Genomic DNA, 1,574 nt, shown 5'->3' on the forward strand with positions numbered 1-1,574 from the left:
ACGCCATGCGAGCGATCGCCATCGAAATAAGCCGCAACAGCCTCGGCCCCCAGAATCGGCGCAGCAGTAAATCCATACGGCTCCATGTGCTCGATGTCGCTCTTGCCCTCGCCGCCGGCCATTTCAATCTGAAGCATCTGGCATTTAGTTGCGGTGTCGAGTCCACGCACCACGGCACGCGCCAGAAGGTTTGACAACCCCCGACTCATGCTGGAAAAAGGGTTTGCCATCAGAAATCATCCTCTTCTTTCTTTTTCTTACGCTTGCCGGGTTTCGCGGGTTCAGGAAGGTAAGCATCAGGCGGTCCAACGCGAATTTCGGTCACCGTGCCGTTTTCATCCTGCTGATAGGTCACCTCAGCGATGATCATCTGCCGATTGTTAAAGCCGAGGATAGGATCGAAAACAATGACCTGCAGGTTAGGCAGCCAGAGTGAGCCGTTACCCTGACGCCATCCCTGAACGGTATAAGTAGCTTCATCGGTGCGGGCTGCGCGCTGGCGCATTTCAAACTCAGCACGTTCGCTGCAGGTTGCTGTAGTCGCATTCCCGGTCTGCCGAATAAGCATTGGACGATAACGCTTCAGGCCGCCGTCAATCGTCTTCGCCCTGATAGCCGTGGTGGTTGCTTCACCAAAGTCATCATCATTACCCTTACGCTGACCGGAGACCTGATAATCACTGAATCTATCGCGAATGCTTTTTTCGGTATCACAGGAAAGCACATTTTCACCCAGCACCAGCGCGGTGTGAGCCTGCTGGCTCCCTATGCCGCCGATAACCAGATCGCCCAGTTCATTGTCATAAGCAAGCGCCTGCTGTAGCCCGAGCATCTTATTCAGCACATCCATTACCGTTTCACCCTGGTCTGCCTGAATGCCCTGCAGTGCGCCTGAAGCGCCGCCTGCATCAACCACTCTGATACTGAATGGCTTTGCCAGCTCTGCGGCCACCTGTGAAAGGGTTCTTCCTGCATACTGGGACGGCGCGGCGGCGCAGTCGATAAGATCGGCTGTTTTACTGCGCCCGGAAATGCCAACGCTGATGCTGTGCGCGTCATACCGGACCGGTGTCGCCTCGATGTAGCCGGTCATCACTTTGTCGTTGCCTATCAATACCTCAACGAGGTCACCATTTTTAATCCGGTTGCTGCGGTTCGCCTGGTCGGTATCACCCGGCCAGCTGCGTGTGATCTCAACGGTAAAGTCGCGGGCGATACGCTCTATACCCGCGGCAATCCTGACCGAAGTCCAGCCGCCCCACTCCTGACCGTTAACGCGAAGAATTACAGTGTTGTTCATCGTACAGGCACCCTCAGTGGCTGAACCGGTACGAAGCCGGGATGGCGTATGCCGTTGCGCGCCGTTATGTCTCCTGCGCGTGAGGCTGAGTCGTACCAGTCGGCGGCCAGCACCAAAGCCGGCATAACCTGCGAGGGTGTCCGTTCCGTCATGCGCTCAACCTGCTCCAGCCGGGCTGAGATATCGCGGTTAACATCCGTTCGCACGGTTACCAGTGCCTGATAGAGTCCGTCATCCGAAACGCGCTCCATCTCAAGATCGATGGCCTCATTAA

2 protein-coding genes and 1 pseudogene are annotated in these 1,574 nt (G+C 56.3%); all 3 read right to left on the reverse strand.

What is annotated here, in order from left to right; all coding sequences use genetic code 11:
• On the reverse strand, window positions 1-230 hold a 230-nt coding region (locus JS46_RS22695), incomplete at its 3' end, for a phage baseplate assembly protein (protein WP_033756086.1).
• Window positions 230-1,300, reverse strand: coding sequence for a phage baseplate assembly protein (locus JS46_RS22700; RefSeq protein ID WP_033756083.1), 1,071 nt, complete (start codon window positions 1,298-1,300; stop codon window positions 230-232). The genes JS46_RS22695 and JS46_RS22700, both read right to left, overlap by 1 nt.
• Window positions 1,297-1,574 (reverse strand): annotated as a pseudogene (locus JS46_RS24695) (DNA circularization protein); the annotation flags it as partial. The pseudogene JS46_RS24695 and the gene JS46_RS22700, both read right to left, overlap by 4 nt.

Source organism: Pantoea sp. NGS-ED-1003 (assembly GCF_000738765.1).
In the GTDB taxonomy this organism is placed as follows: domain Bacteria; phylum Pseudomonadota; class Gammaproteobacteria; order Enterobacterales; family Enterobacteriaceae; genus Pantoea; species Pantoea septica.